Genomic DNA, 14,775 nt, shown 5'->3' with positions numbered 1-14,775 from the left:
CTGGATGGCGCTAACCGGCATCCTGCTCGCAGCCGGACGCGGTCGACGCTTCGACCCGTCCGGCGTACAAAACAAACTGCTGCAAACCCTGGCGGATGGCGAGATCGTCGTCGCCGCCAGTGCGAAGAACATGCTGGCCGTGCTGCCGCGCGTGCTGGCCGTGGTGCGCGAGGGTGACGACCGCGTCGCCGCGCTGCTGGGCCGCCTCGGTTGCGAGGTGCGGGTCTGCGCCGACGCCGATCTGGGCATGGCCGCCTCGCTGACCACCGCGATCGAATTCACCAAGGGCGCCGAGGGCTGGCTGATCGGCCTCGGTGACATGCCCCACGTCCGTCCGGACACCATGCGCGCATTGGTCGCTACAATAGAGCGTGGCGCGCGCATCGCCGCACCGGTGTTTGAAGGACGACGCGGCAATCCGGTCGCGTTCAGTGCTTATCACTTGCCGCTGTTGCTGGCGCTGGAAGGCGATCAGGGCGCGCGCGCGATTTTAAAAAGCCATGCGGTCAGTGAAGTAGTGGTCGATGATGAAGGCGTCGTACGCGACATCGACACCCAACAGGATTTATGATGAAAAAACCGAGCAAAACTCAAGCGGCGATCGCCTATACCATCGTCGGCCATGATCTGGCCGCGCACTTGTTCCACGTTTCCGTCACCGTGGCCGCACCGGCCGAAGGCGGCCAGATTTTCGCGCTGCCGGCCTGGATCCCGGGCAGTTACATGATCCGTGAATTTTCGCGCAATATTGTCCGCATCCGCGCCGAGTCCAACGGCCAGCCGGTGGAGCTGATCAAGCTGGATAAGCATTCGTGGCAGGCCGCCGCGCTGGCCGACAGCCGCGCCGCGCTGACCGTGCATTACGAAATCTACGCCTGGGATCTGTCGGTGCGTGCCGCTCACCTGGACCAGAATCACGGCTTCTTCAACGGCACCAGCGTGTTCCTGCGCGTGCTGGGCCAGGAAGACCTGCCGCACGTGGTGGATCTCCAGCGTCCGGCCGACGAAGCGGCGGCGGATTGGCGCGTGGCCACCTCGCTGCCGGAGCTGAAAGCGAAACGTTATGGTTTCGGCACCTACATCGCGTCCAACTACGATGAGCTGATCGACCATCCGGTGGAGCAGGGCGATTTTGCGCTGGCCACCTTCAAGGCGCACGGCATCCCGCACGACATCGTCATCACCGGCCGTGTGCCGAATCTGGATCTGGCGCGCCTGAGCGCCGACCTGAAAAAGATCTGCGAAACCCAGATCGCCTTCTTCGAGCCGAAATCGAAAAAAGCGCCGATGGACCGTTATGTGTTCATGACCATGGCGGTGGGTGACGGTTATGGCGGCCTGGAGCATCGCGCCTCCACCGCGCTGATCTGCAATCGCGGCGACTTGCCGACCACGGCCGCCAAAGGCAAGGACATCAGCGACGGCTATCTGCAATACCTGGGCCTGTGCAGCCATGAGTATTTCCACACCTGGAACGTCAAACGCATCAAACCGGCGGCGTTTGCGCCGTATAACCTGCAGGTCGAGAATTATTCGCCGCTGCTGTGGCTGTTCGAAGGCTTCACCAGTTATTACGACGATTTGATGCTGGTGCGTGCCGGTATTATCGGCGAGCCGGCGTATTTCAAATTGCTGGGTAAAACCGTGGGCAGCGTGTTGCGTGGCGCCGGCCGTACCAAGCAAAGTGTGGCTGATTCCAGTTTCGACGCCTGGGGTAAATATTATCGCCAGGATGAAAACGCGCCGAATTCCATCGTCAGTTATTACACCAAGGGTTCGCTGGTGGGATTGGCGCTGGATTTAAGTATCCGTGCCAAAACCGGCGGTAAAAAGTCGCTGGATGATGTCATGCGCACTTTGTGGGAGCGTTATGGCCGCGATTTCTATTCTGGCGCCGGCCGTGGTGTTACGCCAGCCGAAGCGGAAGCAGTTTTCGATGAAATCAGCGGTGGCCGTTTTAAACCGTTCTTCGATAAATATGTCCGTGGCACGGAAGATTTGCCATTGGCTAAACTGCTGGCGCCATTCGGCGTTAAATATAACGACGAGCGTAAATCGGCCAAACCGAGTTTCGATGCCAATCTGGGCAAGGATGGCAATGATTGCAAACTGTCTGCCGTCCATGAAAATGGCGCCGCGCATCGTGCCGGATTATCGGCCGGCGATATTTTGATTGCCGTCGATGGTCTGCGCGTTACCGCCACCAATCTGGATAATCTGCTGTCGCGTTATGCGGTGGGTGAAACCGTACAGGTAATGGCATTCCGCCGCGATGAATTAATGGCGTTCGATGTCACCCTGCAGGGCGACCGCGTGCCGGGTATTTCGCTGACGGTGGAAGCAGCGGCCAAGAAATCCTCCGGTCCGTTGCGACCCAGCGCAAGCCGCTGATTTTGTTATCAAAAAGGCCGCATCGAAACGATGCGGCCTTTTTTTACCCCGATTTCATGCTAGTTTTTAGCATGTAAATGCCAGCTTCCGGCATGTGCCGGGCTAATTCCCCAACTGCTGGCGAATGTGGTTTAGAATCGCCGCTCATGATCCCGCTCGACCCCAACACCATCCTCGTGATGGCGACGCTAATGGCGTTCGCCATGAGCGGGGTGCTGTATTCAGCGCATTTGAATTTCCCCCGCGAGATAAAAGGCTTGCGCGACTGGGCGCTGGCTCTGATATTGCTGGTGGCTGGCGCCGTGATTTTTGGCGTCCACGGCAAGTCGAATATATTGCTGCTGTGCTCGAATATCGTCATGACCTGGGGGCTGGGATTAATGCTCATCGGGACGGAAAAGTTTTATCAGCTGCGCCCCTCCTGGAATTTATTCCACGCCGTATGGTTGATCATTGTATTTGGCTTGGGATATTGGCTGTGGGTACAACCAAATTTCCATAGCCGCGTGGCGATTGCCTCGTTATTGGTATTTATATTGCACGCGCGTGGTATTTACGTGGTGTTTAAATACGGCAATCGGCATTTTTCCACCGTATTATTCGGCACCTTAATGGCGATAGACGCGATGATGGTCATGGCGCGCGGCATATTGGCATTAACCAAAGGCATAGACGTTAATCTGATGGATACCGGCATGTTTGCCAGCCTGTATCTGGCCACCGCCCATTTCATGGTATTGCTGATGAGCGTAGGCTTTATGATGATGTGCACGCGCCGTCTGCAAACCACGCTGGAACGTCGTTCGACGCTGGACCCATTAACCGAAGTATTAAACCGCCGCGGTTTTGCCGATATTTACGCCAAAGAGCTGGCGTTGATGCGCCGCGAAAGCAGCTGCATGACCATGCTGAATATCGACGTCGATTACTTTAAACGGATTAATGACGGTTACGGCCACGCCGTTGGCGACCGCGTGCTGGTCGACGTGGCGCAAATGATTTCCAAAGCACTGCGTAAATCCGATCACGTGGCGCGTTTCGGTGGTGAGGAATTTGTCGTGCTGCTGCCAGACACCGGCGTGGAACGGGCGCTGCACATCGCCGGCCGCATTCAGGACACGTTGCGTGAGCCACGCCCGGCGATTCCGCTATACACGGTCAGCATCGGCGTGGCCTGCCAGAGCAGCGCGGACGAAAGCCTGGACGGCATTCTGGTCCGCGCCGACAAGGCGTTGTATTGCGCTAAGGAAAGAGGGCGCGACCGGGTCGAGGTCGCGCAGGATAGCGTGACGCCGCTGCGTACAGTGGCCAGGGCTTAGCCGAACAGGCGGGCCAGTTCCAGGCCCGGATCCGGCGCGCGCATGAAGGCTTCGCCCACCAGGAAGGCGTGGACATTCGCGTCGCGCATGGTTTGCACGTCGGCCGGCGCCAGAATGCCCGATTCGGTGATCACCAGGCGGTCTTCCGGCATGCGGTCCAGCAGATCCAGCGTGTTTTTCAGCGATACCTCGAAGGTGCGCAGATTGCGGTTGTTGACGCCCACCAGACGCGATTTCAGCTTCAGCGCGGCGGTCAGCTCGTCGCCGTCGTGGGTTTCCACCAGCACGCCCATGCCCAGTTCGTGCGCCACGGCTTCCATTTCCGCCATCAGGCCATGATCCAGCGCCGACACGATTAACAGAATGGCATCGGCACCCATCGCCCGCGCTTCGTAGATCTGGTAGATGTCGATCATGAAGTCCTTGCGGATCACCGGCAGCGCGCAGGCGCCGCGCGCCTGCTGCAGATAATCCACCGAGCCCTGGAAGAACTGCTCGTCGGTCAGCACCGACAGGCAGGCCGCGCCATTGGCCTCGTAGGTGGCAGCGATTTCCGCCGGACGGAAGTCGGCGCGGATCACGCCTTTCGACGGCGATGCCTTCTTGATCTCGGCGATGATGCCGGCTTTGCCGTCGGCGATCTTGGCGCGCAGGCTGGCTTCAAAGCCGCGCAGGCCGGCGCGCAGCTCGGCGTTGGATTCGACTTCGTCGCGCAGGCTGGCGAAACTGCGGTATTTTTTGGCGGCCGCCACTTCATCGGCTTTGACCGCGAGGATTTTGTTCAGAATGTCAGACATGATTATTTTTGCTCCGAGAGTGCCAGGCGCACGCCGAGGGCCAGAAACAGACCGCCCATGGTGCGGTTCAGCCACAGTGAGACCAGCGGCTTGATGTTCAGGCGCGCGCTGGCGAAGGCGGTAAACAGCGCCAGGCCATGGCAGTACAGCATGCCATTGAAATTAAAGATCGCCCCCAGCACGATAAACGCCAGCGGCTTGCTGGCGGAATCGGCCGAAATAAACTGCGGCACAAACGCCAGGAAGAACAACGCCACTTTAGGGTTCAGCACATTGGTCAGAAAACCCTGGAGGAAGATTTTACGCCATGCCAGCGGCTGGGCCGCGCGGGTGCGTGCTGCGAGGTTGGCCTCAACTTCGGCCACGACATCGGCTTCCCCGCGCAGCTTCGCGCGCAGCATGCCGATGCCCATGTAGACGATGTAGGCAGCGCCCACCCATTTCACCACCGTGAAGGCGGCGGCGGAAGTGGACAGCACGGCCGACAGACCCAATGCCGCAGCCAGAATGTGCACCATGGTGCCGGCACCGATGCCCAGCGCGGCGGCCGAACCGGCGCGCCAGCCCTGGGTGGCGCTACGCGTCATGATCAGCAGCGAGTCCGGTCCGGGCATGATGTTCAGCAGCAGGCCCGAGATGATAAACAAGGTCAGGTCGTGGATGCCGAACATGGGTCAGTTCCCCTTGCCGAGAGCCTGCGTGACGGCGACGAATTGATCGATCTTGCGCAGCGCGTCGCCCGAGGTGATGGCTTCGCGCGCGCGCTTGATGCCGTCCTCGATCGAGCCGGCCACACCGGCCGCGTACAGCGCGGTGCCGGCATTCAGCGCCACGATGTCGTAGGCCGCACCTGGTTCGCCGCGCAGCGCTTCCATCATGCGCTGCTTGGATTCGGCGGCATCGGCTACCTTCAGATTGCGGCTGGCGATCATCTGCATGCCGAAATCTTCCGGATGAATTTCGTATTCGCGGATTTCGCCGTCGATCAGCTCACCGACCATGGTCGATGCGCCCAGCGACACTTCGTCCATATTGTCGCGGCCATAGACCACGATGGCGTGCTGCGCGCCCAGGCGCTGCAGCACGCGCACCTGAATACCCACCAGGTCCGCATGGAACACGCCCATCAGAATATTCGGCGCGCCGGCCGGATTGGTCAGCGGGCCGAGAATGTTGAAGATGGAGCGCACGCCCAGTTCCTTGCGCACCGGCGCCACATGCTTCATGGCGGCGTGATGATTCGGCGCGAACATGAAGCCGATGCTGGTCTGCGCGATCGATTGCGCGATCTGCTCCGGCTTCAGGTTGATGTTGGCGCCCAGCGATTCGATTACATCGGCGCTGCCGGACGACGACGACACGCTGCGGCCGCCATGCTTGGCCACGCGCGCGCCCGCAGCTGCGGCCACGAACATCGCGGTGGTGGAGATATTGAAGGTATGCGCGCCGTCGCCGCCGGTGCCGACGATGTCGAGCAGGCCGGTGGTGTCGGCCATCGGCACTTTGGTGGAGAATTCGCGCATCACCGTGGCGGCGGCGGCGATTTCACCGATGGTTTCTTTTTTCACGCGCAGGCCCATGGTCAGGGCGGCCACCATGGTGGGCGACATTTCGCCCGACATGATCTGGCGGAACAGGTGCAGCATCTCGTCGTGGAAAATTTCGCGGTGCTCGATGCAGCGCACCAGTGCTTCTTGATGAGTGATAGGCATGACGGTTCCTTCTTTAATCAGCGGACGAGGAAGTTCTTCAACAGTTGATGGCCGTGTTCGGACAGGATGGACTCGGGGTGGAACTGCACACCCTCGATGTCGTATTCCTTGTGCCGCACGCCCATGATTTCGCCATCGTCGGTCCATGCCGTGACTTCCAGGCAGGACGGCAGCGAGCTACGCTCGATTGCCAGCGAGTGATAGCGAATCACTGTGAAGGGAGATGGGATGTCCTTGAAGACGCCCACACCCGTATGCGCGATTAAAGAAGTTTTGCCATGCATGACCTGCTTGGCGCGAATGATCTTGCCGCCGAACGCTTCGCCGATGGCCTGGTGGCCAAGGCAGACGCCTAGAATCGGCTTTTTGCCGGCGAAGTGTTTGAGCACTTCAATCGAAATGCCGGCCTGCGACGGGTCTTTCGGACCCGGCGAAATGCAGATGTGGTCCGGGTTCAGCGCCTCGATTTCCGCGATGGTGATTTCATCGTTGCGGTAGACGCGTACATCTTCACCCAGCTCGCCGAAATACTGCACGATGTTGTAGGTAAAGGAGTCGTAATTGTCGATCATCAGCAGCATGTTAGAACTCCCCATCCAGACCATCTTGCACTTGCTCGGCGGCGCGCAGCACAGCGCGCGCCTTGTGTTCGGTTTCCTGCCATTCCATCTCGGCGATCGAGTCGGCGACGATGCCGGCGGCGGCTTGCACGTACAGATTGCCGTCCTTGATCACGCCGGTGCGGATCGCGATCGCCACGTCCATCTCGCCGCCGAACGACAGATAGCCGCAGGCGCCGCCATAGATGCCGCGCTTGGAGATTTCCAGCTCGTCGATGATTTCCATCGCGCGCACTTTCGGCGCGCCGGTCAGCGTGCCGGCCGGGAAGGTGGCGCGCAGCACGTCCAGATTCGACAGGCCGTCTTTCAGCTTGCCCTCGACGTTGGAGACGATGTGCTGCACATGCGAGTATTTTTCGATCACCAGGCGGTCGGTCACTTTGACGCTGCCGATGTTGGAGATGCGGCCCAGGTCATTGCGCGCCAGGTCGATCAGCATCACGTGTTCCGCGATTTCCTTGTGGTCGGCCAGCAGTTCCTTGGCCAGTTCGGCGTCGCGTTCCGGCGTCGCGCCGCGTGGACGGGTGCCGGCGATCGGACGCAGCGTGACTTTCTTTTCGCCGTCGGCGGCGGTCTCGTTGCGTACCAAAATCTCCGGCGAGGCGCCAACGATTTGCATGTCGCCGAAATTGTAGTAGTACATATACGGCGACGGGTTCAGCGAACGCAGCGCGCGGTACAGGCTCAGTGGCGAATCGACATACGGCTTGCGGATGCGCTGGCCGATCTGCACCTGCATCAGGTCACCGGCCAGCACGTATTCGTGGGCGCGGGCGACCGCTTTCAGATAATCCTCTTTGGCGAATTCGCGTACCGCTTCGGTGCGCACCGAGGCGGTGGCCACCGGCACTTCAACACCACGGCGCAGCATCACGCGCAGGTCTTTCAGGCGCTGCTTGGCTTTGGCGTAGGATTCGGGCTGGGTGGTGTCGGCATAGACGATCAGATACAGCTTGCCGCTCAGGTTATCGATGACGGCCAGTTCCTCGGTCACCATCAGCTGGATGTCGGGCAGGCCCAGATCATCCTTCTGCGCGCTGTGGGCCAGCGTTTTTTCGATGTGGCGCACGGTGTCGTAGCCGAAGTAGCCGGCCAGGCCGCCGCAGAAGCGCGGCATGCCGGGACGGATCGCCACCTTGAAGCGCTTCTGATATGCCTCGATGAAGTCGAGCGGATTGCCTTCGTGGGTCTCGATCACCGCGCCGTTCTTGACGATTTCGGTGCGGTTGCCGGTGGTGCGCAGCAGCGTGCTGGCCGGCAGGCCGATGAAGGAGTAGCGGCCGAAACGCTCGCCGCCCACCACCGACTCCAGCAGGAAGGTGTTCTTGCCGGCGTTCTGGCTCTGGGCCAGTTTCAGGTACAGCGTGAGCGGGGTTTCGAGATCGGCGAATGCTTCCGCGATCAAAGGAATGCGGTTATAGCCGTCGGTGGCCAACGATTTGAATTCGAGTTCGGTCATGTCTTCTCTCCATGCCGCCGGATTGAGGAGGTGCCGGCGGTGGTATTTTCAAAAAACCTGTCGCGCGCAAGCGGGCGGACGACAGCAATCAGTTCGGCTTAGTTTTGCCAGGATTGCCAGCGTCGCCACAGCCAGGCCTCAATCGAGCCTGGTTGGTTGACGATGTGTTTTTTGATGAGAGACATTTCGGTCAGGTTAGTTCAGCTAATGGTGGTTTGCGAACGAATCAGGCTAGCCGCTTCTAGCAGCGTGTCTACTATACCATCGGAATCCGTATCGTGTATAGACTCTCCGTGGTTATAACCATATGGCACCGTCAGCACCGGGCAACCCGCTGCCCGCGCGGCTTGCGCGTCGTTCGAGGAGTCGCCGATCGCGACCACCTGGGACGGCTGCAGGCCGAAATCGGCGCACACCGTTTGCAGCGGCAGCGGGTCCGGTTTCTTGCGCGGCAGCGAGTCGCCGCCGTAGACCACTTCGAAATAGCGGTCCAGTCCCTTCAGCTTCAGCAGCGGGGTGGTGAAGCTGATCGGCTTGTTGGTCACGCAGGCCAGGCGCAGTCCCTGTGCCTGCAGCGCCGCCAGACCTTGTTCCACTTGCGGGAACAGGGTGCTGTACTGGCCGTTGATGCTGAGGTAGTGGCGCTGGTAGGCGTCCATCGCTTGCGCAAAGTGGGCCTCGACGCGGTCGGCGTCCCAGTCCAGCCCCAGCACGGAGCGGATCAGGTTTTCCGAGCCTTTGCCGACCATCAGCGCAATCTGCTGCTGGCTGATCGGTTGCAGGTCGAGTTCCGCGCGCATGCCGTTGATCGCGACGTGGAAGTCGGGGATCGTGTCCAGCATGGTGCCGTCGAGGTCGATGATTGCGGCGCGGACGCCTGCCAGTACGCTCATCTGTTTATACCTTGGCCAGGTTGGCGCGCATGGCGTCGATCACCGCCTTGTAGTCAGGCTGGCCGAAGATGGCGGAGCCGGCCACGAAGGTGTCGGCGCCGGCGGCCGCGGCGGCGGCGATGTTGTCGATCTTGATGCCGCCATCGACTTCCAGCAGGATGTCGCGGCCGGATTCGTCGATCAGGCGGCGCGCTTCAGCGATTTTCTTCAGCGCTTGCGGGATGAAGGACTGGCCGCCAAAGCCTGGGTTGACCGACATAATCAGGATCATGTCGACCTTGTCCATCACGTGCTCCAGGTAGCTCAGCGGGGTGGCCGGGTTGAACACCAGGCCGGCCTTGCAGCCGTGGTCGCGGATCAGTTGCAGCGAGCGGTCGATGTGATCGGATGCTTCCGGGTGGAAGGTGATGATGTTGGCGCCGGCTTTGGCGAAGTCCGGGATGATGCGGTCCACCGGCTTGACCATCAGGTGCACATCGATTGGCACATCCACGTGCGGACGGATCGCCTGGCACACCAGCGGGCCGATGGTCAGGTTGGGAACATAATGGTTGTCCATCACGTCAAAGTGGATGATGTCGGCGCCGGCCGATACGACATTGCGTACCTCTTCACCCAGGCGGGCGAAATCGGCGGACAGAATGCTGGGAGCGATGCGGAAAGTGGTCATGGCTTTAGGCTTGCGATAAAAAAGATGCGTTATTTTACGCTGGTCCGGCCGGCCGTGCCGGTTTTCAGGCGCGCCGTCCTTGCATACGGGGCGGATTTGCGGTGCAATGGATGGCGGCCGATATGCAATCGCCAACGATTACGTTTTTACCAAGCTTTAAGGAATGTTGATGCCCTCTTATGAATTTACCGTGTCGGTCAGAACCCAGTACCTGCCGGAGCAGTCGGACCCGGAACGCACCAGTTTCGTGTTCACCTACTCGATCACGATCAAGAACACCGGCACGGTCGCGGCGCAGCTGATCTCGCGTCATTGGGTCATCACCGACGCCAATAATCACGTCGAAGAGGTGCGCGGCCTGGGCGTGGTCGGCCACCAGCCGCTGCTGGCGCCGGGCGAGCAATTCGAATACACCAGTGGCGCCGCGCTGCAAACCCAGCAGGGCTCGATGGTCGGCGAATACTTCTGCGTGGCCGAGGATGGCCATCAGTTCGAGGCCAAGATCCCGGAATTCGTGTTGTCGCTGCCGCGCACGCTGCACTGATTACTTCTTGCCGCGCATGGTCCACCACACGATGAAGACCAGCAGGAAGAAGGCCACGCCTGCTTCTAACATCAAAAACCACATAGTTATCCTTTTTTATGTCTCACTCACGTCGTAGTCTACTCGTTCCGCTGAGCGTCGTCGCGCTTGCGCTCGCGGCCTGTACTTCCACCCCGATCCCGCCGGAGAAGCCGGCCGAGCCGGTGCCGCCGGTAGTGGTCCAGCCGACCCCGCCCACGCCGCCGGTGCCGCCAACACCTGTGCCGCCTGCCCAGCCGACCAAGCTGCAAATGGTGCCAGCCACTTTCGCCCAATTGCCGGGCTGGGACAAGGACGATCTGCGCGCCGCCTGGCCGGCCTTCACGTCGTCGTGCTCGGTGCTGATCAAGCAGGCGCTTTGGAAAGAGCCGTGCACGGTGGCGCGCACCGTCAGCGCCAATGATGAAAAGGCGATCCGTACCTTCTTCGAAGCGTTCCTGGAGCCGAATCAGGTAATCGCGCCAGATGGCGCCAGCGACGGCCTGATCACCGGCTACTACGAGCCGCTGCTGCACGGCGCCCGCAAAAAGGGCGGTCCGTATCAGACGCCGCTATATAAAGTGCCGGACGATATGCTGACCATCGACCTGGCCAGCGTCTATCCGGAGCTGAAGGGCATGCGCCTGCGCGGCAAGCTGGTGGGCAAGAAGGTGGTGCCGTATTCCACCCGTGCCGACATTGAAGCGGCCAGCTTCAGCGGCAAGGAACTGCTGTGGGTCGACGATCCGGTCGAATCCTTCTTCCTGCAGGTGCAGGGCTCGGGCCGTGTGCAGCTGGCCGACACCGGCGAAACCGTGCGCGTGGCGTATGCGGACCAGAATGGCCATCCGTATAAATCGATCGGCAAATATCTGGTGGAGAAGGGCGAGCTGACCCTGGAGCAGGCGTCGGCGCAGGGCATCAAGGCGTGGATCGCCGGCCATCCGACCCGCATGCAGGAGCTGTTCAACGTCAATCCGAGCTATGTGTTCTTTAAAGAGGAGAAGCTGCCTGACCCGAAAGTGGGACCGAAAGGTTCGCTGGGCGTGCCGCTGACGCCGCAGCGCTCGGTAGCCATCGACGCCACCCAGCTGCCGCAGGGCGCGCCGGTATTCCTGTCCACCACCCAGCCCAACAGCGATATTCCGCTGCAGCGGCTGGTGATGGCGCAGGACACCGGTGGTGCGATTCGTGGCGCGATCCGGGTCGACTACTTCTTCGGCTTTGGCGCCGAGGCGGCCGAGAATGCCGGCCGCATGAAGCAGCGCGGCAGTATCTGGGTACTCTTGCCGAAGAAATTCTAACGCAGCACCAGAACCGGCAGCGAGGTGTGCGACAGCACGCGTTGCGTCTCGCTGCCGAGGAATAGCTTGTTCAGGCCCTTGCGTCCATGCGAGGCCATCACGATGATGTCGCAGCCGTGTTTTTTCGCGGCGTCGACAATCTCTTCATAGGGATTGGGCGACATCGCAATCACCCCTTCAAACGGAATGCCGCCGGCGCTGGCGGCCGCCGCCACCTTGTTCAGGTGATCGCGGGCGGAGTCCTGCATCTGCGTTTCGTACTGGCCGGCGTCCAGCATGGCGCCGCTGTCGCCCAGCGCCGGCATCAGCAAGGGCTGGACCACGGAAATGGCGAGAATGCGCGCCTGATGCAGGCGGGCGAATTCCACCACGATGGCGGCGGCTTGGTCCGACAGGTCCGAGCCGTCGGTGGGGAACAGAATCGATTTGAACATGGCGGTCTCCTTGCAGTGAGCACTGGAGTCAGCCTAATGTCTTGCCGCCTTCAGCGGCGCACGTTAGGACAACGCCGGCGCCGTTACGCGCGCCTGGCGCATCGCCGGCGACAATGACAGATACAGCGCCAGCGCGACGCCGCCGGCCGCCACGCAAGCCAGGCCGGTGCGCACGCTGAAATGCTCGCCCAGGTAGCCGGCCGCCAGCGCGCCCAGCGGCGCGGTCGCCACCGTCAGAAAGCGCATGGTGGAGACCATCCGGCCCAGGTATTCATCCGGCGTCACCGCCTGGCGCATGGTGGTGTAGGGCAGCAGGAACAGCATCACGCCGCAATCGAGGAAGAACGACATGGCGGCGCAGGCAATCGCGCTGGCCAGCGGATAGCCCAACAGATTGGCCGGGATCAGCGGCGTAGCGGTATAGGCAAACGCGCACAGGCCCATGCCGAACAACATGGTGCCGGTCGGCCCGAAGCGGCGCGATACCGGTTTCAGCATCAGTGAGCTGGCCAGCACACCGACACCGCCCACCATCTGCGCCACGCCCAGCATGCCGGCGCTCATGCCCAGTTCGCGCGTGGCGAAAATCACATGCAGCGCGGCGAAGCCGTAGAACAGCATATGCCATGCGCCCGAGGCCCCGGCCAGCGTGCGCAGCAGCGGCTGGCTCCAGATGAAGCGGAAACCGTCCTGGATATCGCGCAGCGGATGTTTGTTGGATGGTGGCGGCTTGGGATCGTTGGCTTTCACATCGCGCAGCAGGCCGATCGAGACCACAAAGCCGATGGCGTTCAGCAGCACCGCGTAGGGCGCGGTCAGCCATTGGATCAGCACGCCGGCAAAGCCGGGCGCCAGCAGGCGGGCGGCGGAATCGGTGGCGGTGAACTTGGACTGGGCGTCGGTCAGCTTGTCGTGGCCGATCATATTAGTCAGGAACACTTGTTCGGCGCCGCCACCCACCACCGCGCAGCAGCCGGAGATGAAGGACACCACATACATCCATTGCACCGTCAGCATGCCCAGCCACCAGGCCAGCGGAATGCTGACCAGCGATAGCGCCTGAATCGCCTTGCTGGCCAATAGGATGGGCAGCTTGCGGTTGCGGTCGAGGAAGACACCGGCCGGCAGCGACAGCAGCGCATAGGGCAGGGCGGCGGCGGCGCCCATCATGCCCATCTGCGCCGGCGAGGCTTTCAGCAGCAGCACCGAGCATAGCGGCAGCGCCAGCGCGCTGATATAGCTGCCAAAGCCGTTGAGGATGGCGCTGGCCCAGTAGCGGCGGAAGTCGCCGTTGCGCAGCAGCTCGTCGCTGCGGAAGGAATTCAGGAAAGCACGCACTTTAGTACAGATTGCCAAATTTCAATCATACCAGTGCCGGGGATAGCGGCTACAATCGGTCGGTAAATTTCCACCATGGAGGAGAAACATATGTCGTATCAAGACCTGATCGTAGAAGTGCACGACAAAGTCGCGCTGATCCGTCTGAACCGTCCGAAGGCGCTGAATGCGCTGAACGACAATATGATGAACGAGTTGGGCGAGGCCTTATATAAGTTCGACGCCGATCCGGCCATTGGCTGCATCATACTGACCGGCAGCGAAAAAGCGTTTGCAGCCGGCGCCGATATCGCCGCCATGGTGGACTATACCTATCCAGACACGCACCGCGACAACTATATAGGTCGCAACTGGGAGCACATCCTGCGCGTGCGCAAGCCAGTGATTGGCGCCGTGGCCGGCTTTGCGCTGGGCGGCGGCTGCGAGCTGGCCATGATGTGCGACTTCCTGATCGCGGCCGACAGCGCCAAATTCGGCCAGCCGGAAATCAAGGTCGGCGTGCCGCCTGGCGCGGGTGGTACCCAGCGTCTGCCGCGCGCGGTGGGCAAGGCCAAGGCCATGGACATGCTGCTGACCGCGCGCACCATTGATGCGGCTGAGGCGGAACGCATCGGCCTGGTGTCGCGCGTGGTGCCGGCGGATAAGTTGATAGAAGAGGTGCTGGCGGTGGGCAAGCAGATCGCGTCGATGTCGACCTCGGTGGCGATCCAGATTAAAGACGCGGTCAACCGTTCGTTTGAAACCACGCTGTCGCAGGGCGTCTCTTATGAGCGCCAACTGTTCCAGTCGGCGTTCGGCACGCCGTCGCAGAAAGAGGGCATGAAAGCTTTCCTCGAAAAGCGCTTGCCAAACTTCGAGGGTCTTTGATATGATTCTGTCCCTCGCAAGACAACGCAGACGCTGAAAAGCGAAAACGAAGAAAGCGAGGGGTTGACGAGAAATAAGAAATGCTTCATACTCTTTCTTCTCTGCTGATGAACAAAACGCTTCTTCAGCTAGCAAGACCGAACAGGATCTTTAAAAATTTACAGTCGATAAGTGTGGGCGTTTGATGCTGCAACAAAAAGCATTAAATGCTCAACAAAGAAATATTCAGTAGAAATACTGTCAGTATTTTGAGAAGAGCGAACCATGACCAGCAGTGGTCATAAACAGAGATTAAACTAAAGAGTTTGATCCTGGCTCAGATTGAACGCTGGCGGCATGCCTTACACATGCAAGTCGAACGGCAGCGCGGGGCAACCTGGCGGCGAGTGGCGAACGGGTGAGTAATATA

15 protein-coding genes and 1 rRNA gene are annotated in these 14,775 nt (G+C 60.7%); 7 read left to right on the top strand and 9 right to left on the bottom strand.

Annotated elements, in window-relative coordinates; translation table 11 throughout:
• The first annotated feature begins 4 nt into the window (after nt 1-4).
• The 3 genes from GJ699_RS31315 to GJ699_RS31305 all read left to right on the top strand — a co-directional run bounded on the left by GJ699_RS31315 (nt 5) and on the right by GJ699_RS31305 (nt 3,710).
• Nucleotides 5-571 carry a nucleotidyltransferase family protein gene (locus tag GJ699_RS31315; protein ID WP_154383345.1) on the top strand — a complete coding sequence of 189 codons (567 nt, stop codon included), beginning with the start codon at nt 5-7 and terminating at the stop codon, nt 569-571.
• A complete protein-coding gene (locus tag GJ699_RS31310) occupies nt 571-2,391 on the top strand; it encodes a M61 family metallopeptidase (RefSeq protein WP_154383372.1) in 1,821 nt (606 codons plus the stop codon). Before GJ699_RS31315 ends, GJ699_RS31310 begins: the two co-directional genes overlap by 1 nt.
• A 146-nt stretch (nt 2,392-2,537) precedes the next feature.
• Complete coding sequence (locus GJ699_RS31305; protein WP_229262387.1) at nt 2,538-3,710, top strand: GGDEF domain-containing protein; 1,173 nt, start codon at nt 2,538-2,540, stop codon at nt 3,708-3,710.
• Here the strand turns inward: GJ699_RS31305 and trpC are convergent.
• The 7 genes from trpC to rpe all read right to left on the bottom strand — a co-directional run bounded on the left by trpC (nt 3,707) and on the right by rpe (nt 9,861).
• On the bottom strand, nt 3,707-4,507 hold the full coding sequence (gene trpC / locus GJ699_RS31300) for an indole-3-glycerol phosphate synthase TrpC (protein ID WP_154383344.1): 801 nt from the start codon (nt 4,505-4,507) through the stop codon (nt 3,707-3,709). The genes GJ699_RS31305 and trpC overlap by 4 nt on opposite strands.
• 2 nt (nt 4,508-4,509) lie before the next feature.
• Nucleotides 4,510-5,178 (bottom strand): LysE family translocator, encoded by a 669-nt coding sequence (locus GJ699_RS31295; protein WP_154383343.1) that lies wholly within the window; start codon nt 5,176-5,178, stop codon nt 4,510-4,512.
• Nucleotides 5,179-5,181: 3 nt separating this feature from the next.
• Nucleotides 5,182-6,219 (bottom strand): anthranilate phosphoribosyltransferase, encoded by a 1,038-nt coding sequence (trpD, locus tag GJ699_RS31290; RefSeq protein WP_154383342.1) that lies wholly within the window; start codon nt 6,217-6,219, stop codon nt 5,182-5,184.
• A 17-nt stretch (nt 6,220-6,236) separates the two neighbouring features.
• Nucleotides 6,237-6,800: an anthranilate synthase component II gene (locus GJ699_RS31285; RefSeq protein ID WP_154383341.1), complete on the bottom strand. Its 564-nt coding sequence runs from the start codon at nt 6,798-6,800 to the stop codon at nt 6,237-6,239.
• Nucleotide 6,801: 1 nt separating this feature from the next.
• Nucleotides 6,802-8,298, bottom strand: a complete 1,497-nt coding sequence (trpE, locus tag GJ699_RS31280; protein ID WP_154383340.1) for an anthranilate synthase component I — start codon at nt 8,296-8,298, stop codon at nt 6,802-6,804.
• A gap of 200 nt (nt 8,299-8,498) precedes the next feature.
• Complete coding sequence (locus GJ699_RS31275) at nt 8,499-9,191, bottom strand: phosphoglycolate phosphatase (protein ID WP_154383339.1); 693 nt, start codon at nt 9,189-9,191, stop codon at nt 8,499-8,501.
• Between the two features lie 4 nt (nt 9,192-9,195).
• Nucleotides 9,196-9,861, bottom strand: a complete 666-nt coding sequence (gene rpe / locus GJ699_RS31270; protein WP_154383338.1) for a ribulose-phosphate 3-epimerase — start codon at nt 9,859-9,861, stop codon at nt 9,196-9,198.
• A 169-nt stretch (nt 9,862-10,030) separates the two neighbouring features.
• Between rpe and apaG the strand changes: the two genes are divergently transcribed.
• Nucleotides 10,031-10,405, top strand: coding sequence for a Co2+/Mg2+ efflux facilitator ApaG/CorD (gene apaG / locus GJ699_RS31265; RefSeq protein ID WP_154383337.1), 375 nt, complete (start codon nt 10,031-10,033; stop codon nt 10,403-10,405).
• A gap of 98 nt (nt 10,406-10,503) precedes the next feature.
• Complete coding sequence (gene mltA / locus GJ699_RS31260) at nt 10,504-11,727, top strand: murein transglycosylase A (protein ID WP_154383336.1); 1,224 nt, start codon at nt 10,504-10,506, stop codon at nt 11,725-11,727.
• On the opposite strand, the gene GJ699_RS31255 is transcribed toward mltA, so the two are convergent.
• Together GJ699_RS31255 and GJ699_RS31250 are read right to left on the bottom strand one after the other, a co-directional pair.
• Nucleotides 11,724-12,161 (bottom strand): universal stress protein, encoded by a 438-nt coding sequence (locus tag GJ699_RS31255; protein ID WP_154383335.1) that lies wholly within the window; start codon nt 12,159-12,161, stop codon nt 11,724-11,726. The two genes, mltA and GJ699_RS31255, sit on opposite strands and share 4 nt — an antisense overlap.
• Nucleotides 12,162-12,224: 63 nt before the next feature.
• Entirely contained in the window at nt 12,225-13,517 is a 1,293-nt protein-coding gene (locus GJ699_RS31250; RefSeq protein WP_229262386.1) for an MFS transporter, read from the bottom strand.
• A 72-nt stretch (nt 13,518-13,589) separates the two neighbouring features.
• Between GJ699_RS31250 and GJ699_RS31245 the strand changes: the two genes are divergently transcribed.
• Entirely contained in the window at nt 13,590-14,366 is a 777-nt protein-coding gene (locus tag GJ699_RS31245) for an enoyl-CoA hydratase (protein WP_154383334.1), read from the top strand.
• Between the two features lie 293 nt (nt 14,367-14,659).
• A 16S ribosomal RNA gene (locus GJ699_RS31240) occupies nt 14,660-14,775 on the top strand; the annotation flags it as partial.

It is taken from the genome of Duganella guangzhouensis (assembly GCF_009674535.1).
Classification (GTDB): Bacteria; Pseudomonadota; Gammaproteobacteria; order Burkholderiales; family Burkholderiaceae_D; genus Rugamonas; species Rugamonas guangzhouensis.
The sequence above is the reverse complement of the archived record's forward strand: the minus strand, read 5'-3'. Positions and strand labels throughout refer to the sequence as shown.

Bases quoted from the DNA above. Each gene is read 5' to 3' on its own strand.
- GJ699_RS31315 (WP_154383345.1), top strand. From the start codon at position 5: ATGGCGCTAACCGGCATCCTGCTCGCAGCCGGACGCGGTCGACGCTTC.
- GJ699_RS31310 (WP_154383372.1), top strand. From the start codon at position 571: ATGAAAAAACCGAGCAAAACTCAAGCGGCGATCGCCTATACCATCGTC.
- GJ699_RS31305 (WP_229262387.1), top strand. From the start codon at position 2,538: ATGATCCCGCTCGACCCCAACACCATCCTCGTGATGGCGACGCTAATG.
- trpC (WP_154383344.1), bottom strand. From the start codon at position 4,507: ATGTCTGACATTCTGAACAAAATCCTCGCGGTCAAAGCCGATGAAGTG.
- GJ699_RS31295 (WP_154383343.1), bottom strand. From the start codon at position 5,178: ATGTTCGGCATCCACGACCTGACCTTGTTTATCATCTCGGGCCTGCTG.
- trpD (WP_154383342.1), bottom strand. From the start codon at position 6,219: ATGCCTATCACTCATCAAGAAGCACTGGTGCGCTGCATCGAGCACCGC.
- GJ699_RS31285 (WP_154383341.1), bottom strand. From the start codon at position 6,800: ATGCTGCTGATGATCGACAATTACGACTCCTTTACCTACAACATCGTG.
- trpE (WP_154383340.1), bottom strand. From the start codon at position 8,298: ATGACCGAACTCGAATTCAAATCGTTGGCCACCGACGGCTATAACCGC.
- GJ699_RS31275 (WP_154383339.1), bottom strand. From the start codon at position 9,191: ATGAGCGTACTGGCAGGCGTCCGCGCCGCAATCATCGACCTCGACGGC.
- rpe (WP_154383338.1), bottom strand. From the start codon at position 9,861: ATGACCACTTTCCGCATCGCTCCCAGCATTCTGTCCGCCGATTTCGCC.
- apaG (WP_154383337.1), top strand. From the start codon at position 10,031: ATGCCCTCTTATGAATTTACCGTGTCGGTCAGAACCCAGTACCTGCCG.
- mltA (WP_154383336.1), top strand. From the start codon at position 10,504: ATGTCTCACTCACGTCGTAGTCTACTCGTTCCGCTGAGCGTCGTCGCG.
- GJ699_RS31255 (WP_154383335.1), bottom strand. From the start codon at position 12,161: ATGTTCAAATCGATTCTGTTCCCCACCGACGGCTCGGACCTGTCGGAC.
- GJ699_RS31245 (WP_154383334.1), top strand. From the start codon at position 13,590: ATGTCGTATCAAGACCTGATCGTAGAAGTGCACGACAAAGTCGCGCTG.